The sequence below is a fragment of the Neisseria sp. P0022.S010 genome, assembly GCF_051956635.1.
Genome location: NZ_JBQCXF010000333.1, coordinates 1 through 3333, shown reverse-complemented (window position 1 = coordinate 3333; position 3333 = coordinate 1). Strand labels below are relative to the sequence as shown.

At 49.3% G+C, this 3333-nt stretch carries 4 protein-coding genes; all 4 read left to right on the top strand.

The window, feature by feature from the left end:
* The first annotated feature begins 271 nt into the window (after positions 1 to 271).
* Positions 272 to 1387, top strand: coding sequence for a tRNA guanosine(34) transglycosylase Tgt (gene tgt, locus ACTHUT_RS16285; protein ID WP_250600046.1), 1116 nt, complete (start codon positions 272 to 274; stop codon positions 1385 to 1387).
* 85 nt (positions 1388 to 1472) lie between these two features.
* On the top strand, positions 1473 to 2483 hold the full coding sequence (hemH, locus tag ACTHUT_RS16280; protein WP_250600044.1) for a ferrochelatase: 1011 nt from the start codon (positions 1473 to 1475) through the stop codon (positions 2481 to 2483).
* A 120-nt stretch (positions 2484 to 2603) separates the two neighbouring features.
* Entirely contained in the window at positions 2604 to 3002 is a 399-nt protein-coding gene (locus ACTHUT_RS16275; protein WP_070814419.1) for a c-type cytochrome, read from the top strand.
* A 204-nt stretch (positions 3003 to 3206) separates the two neighbouring features.
* A partial coding sequence (locus tag ACTHUT_RS16270) for a disulfide bond formation protein B (RefSeq protein ID WP_440419075.1) occupies positions 3207 to 3333 on the top strand: 127 nt, incomplete at its 3' end.

The following is a 3333-nucleotide window of genomic DNA, read 5'->3' as shown; positions in this document are numbered from 1 at the left end:
AAGGTGGTGCTCTAACCAACTGAGCTATGTGCCTTCATCTAAGTCGCTTATTGTAACGAAGCGTGTTCCCTTTTGCAAGCATCTGTAAATACTTTTCAGACGGCCTGGATATTTTTGTTTGATTTATACCTCATTTTTTATTTCCTCCGTCATTCAGGCCGTCTGAAGCATTGTTTTGACAAAGATAAAATCCAGCCGTCAACCAACGAAAAATCCTTTATAATCTGCCCTTTCATTTCGCACACACGCGAACGTCCAATCTATTATTGCTATGCTCAAATTTACCTTACACAAAAAAGACGGTTATGCCCGACGCGGCACTTTGGAACTGAACCACGGCAAAATCGAAACGCCGGTATTTATGCCGGTCGGCACTTACGGTTCGGTCAAAGCGATGAACCCGCAAAACCTGCATGACATCAAAGCGCAAATCATCTTAGGCAACACTTACCATCTGTGGCTGCGCCCCGGTTTGGAAGTCATCGAACAATTCGGCGGCCTGCACGAATTTATCGGCTGGAACAAGCCGATTTTGACCGACTCGGGCGGTTTCCAAGTATTCTCGTTATCCGACATGCGCAAGCTGACCGAAGAAGGCTGTACATTCCAAAGCCCGATCAACGGCGACAAACTGTTCCTCTCGCCCGAAGTGTCGATGAAAATCCAAACTGTGTTGAATTCCGACATCGTGATGCAGTTGGACGAGTGTACCCCTGGCGAAGCAACGCACAGCCAAGCGCAAAAATCGCTGCAAATGAGCCTGCGCTGGGCGGAACGAAGTAAAAAGGCTTTTGAAGACCTGAAAAACCCGAATGCGCTGTTTGGCATTGTACAAGGCGCGATGTATGAAGATTTGCGTGAAGAATCGCTGAAAGGTTTGGAAGAACTCGACTTCCCCGGCTTGGCCATCGGCGGCTTGTCCGTTGGCGAACCTAAGCCCGAAATGTACCGTATGTTGCGCGCCGTCGGCCCTATCCTGCCGGAACACAAACCTCATTATTTGATGGGCGTCGGCACGCCTGAAGACTTGGTGTACGGCGTGGCACACGGCGTGGATATGTTCGACTGCGTCATGCCTACCCGCAATGCGCGTAACGGCTGGCTGTTTACCCGTTTTGGCGATTTGAAGATCAAAAACGCCAAACACAAACTCGACAAGCGTCCGATTGATGAAAGCTGCACCTGCTACGCCTGTCAGAATTTCAGCCGCTCCTACCTGCACCATCTGCACCGTGTCGGCGAAATCCTGGGCGCACAGCTCAACACCATCCACAATCTGCACTTCTACCAAGTCATCATGGCAGAAATGCGCGAAGCCATCGAACAAGGCGAATTTGCCGATTGGCAGACGCAATTCCATGAAAACCGTGCCCGCGGTGTGGATTAATCCTTTTAAAGGCCGTCTGAAATCAGGTTTGGATTCAAACTGCTTTTCAGACGGCCTCAATTTTCTTAATTAATAAAGCACAATCATGTCCCGTTTCCATACCGAACCACCCTTAGCCTACACCGCACAAAACCGTACCGCCGTCCTGCTGCTCAACCTCGGCACGCCTGACGCGCCCACTGCTGCCGCAGTCAAACCTTACTTGAAAGAATTTCTGTCCGATCAACGCGTTGTCGAACTGCCTAAGCTCTTATGGCAACCGATATTGCGTGGCTTGGTATTGACTTTTCGCCCGAAAAAAAGCGCGCATGCCTATGAAAAAGTTTGGTTTAAAGAAGGTTCGCCGCTTGAGGTTTACACACACCGCCAAGCAGAAGCCCTGGCCAAACATTTGCCCGATGTCATCGTCCGTCATGCCATGACTTACGGCAATCCAAGCGTTGCCGACGTTTTGGCGGAACTCAAAGCCCAAGGTGTGGGCAAATTGCTGGTCATTCCGCTCTATCCGCAATATGCCGGTTCTTCTACAGGCGCAGCTTTGGACAAAGTGTTTCAAGAGTTATTGCTGCAACGCAACCAAATGAGCGTCCGTACCGTCTCCCGTTATTACGACGATGCCGCCTATATTCAAGCCATGAAGCAGCATATTGAAGCCTATTGGGCTCAAAACGGACGCAGCGAAAAACTGATGTTGAGTTTCCACGGCATTCCGCAAAAGCATCACGACAACGGCGACCCCTATCCTGACGAGTGCCACCATACCGCCAAGCTGTTGGCACAAGCATTGGGCTTGTCCGAACAAGAATACATCGTTTCTTTCCAAAGCCAGTTTGGCAAATCCCAATGGGTCAAGCCCAGCACGCAAGCCCTGTTTGATCAGCTGCCGAAACAAGGCACGACCAAACTCGATGTATTCTGCCCCGGCTTCCTGGCCGACTGCCTCGAAACCATGGAAGAAATCGCCATTATGGGACGCGAACAATTCCACGCCGCAGGCGGCAAAGAATACCGTTACATCCCCTGCCTCAACGATTCCGACGACTGGATTGCCGCACTTGCACAATTAAGTCGGGCCAATCTGCAAGGTTGGATTTGACCTAAACCAAAGGCCGTCTGAAAAATTCACTTTCAGACGGCCTTTAGCGTTATCATCAAGCTATTAAAACGCGAACCAAGCGTGTGGCCATCAAAAACACTACTCAAAAAGGAACACATCATGACTGCACTCCGCCCTATCCTGCTCCTTCTGACCGCACTCAGCATCCCAACCGCTTTTGCCGCTGATGCCGCGCTGATGAACAAAGGACAAAAAATTTACGAAACCAACTGCGCCGCCTGCCACGGTAAAAAAGGCGAAGGCCGGGGCGCCATGTTCCCGCCTTTATTCCAGTCCGACTATATCAATAAAAAACCGCAAGTGCTGTTGCAAAGCATGACCAAAGGCATCAACGGCCCAATTAAAGTAAACGGCAAATCCTACAACGGCTTTATGCCTGCTACCGCCATCAATGATGCCGATGTTGCCGCCGTTGCCACTTACATCATGAACGCCTTCAATAATGGCGGCGGTACGATTACTGAAGCAGATGTCAAAAAATCTCACGGGAAAAAATAAAACGTCTCTCCCCTAAAGGCCGTCTGAATATTTCAGACGGCCTTTTCGATATGGAACACATTTTTGTTTCCATATTTATGGTTACGCAACATCAACAAACATACGCAAAAAACCGTCAAACCAAAAAAGCATATGCGTTTTGTGTTAAAGTAAACATTATTTATCGGCTGTTTTGCGCCCAGGCCGTCTGAAAGGTTTTATGTCATGAACTTTTTCCGCAAGACTGTTTTATTTTTAGTCGTCCTCTCCATATTTGCCGCCTGCGGCTCCTTTATTTCCCAATACGTTTTGGGCATGAACCCGTGCGTATTGTGCATCCTGCAACGCTTGT

Coding starts and splice junctions, on each gene's coding strand:
- ACTHUT_RS16275 (WP_070814419.1), top strand. CDS start 2,604: ATGACTGCACTCCGCCCTATCCTGCTCCTTCTGACCGCACTCAGCATC.
- tgt (WP_250600046.1), top strand. CDS start 272: ATGCTCAAATTTACCTTACACAAAAAAGACGGTTATGCCCGACGCGGC.
- hemH (WP_250600044.1), top strand. CDS start 1,473: ATGTCCCGTTTCCATACCGAACCACCCTTAGCCTACACCGCACAAAAC.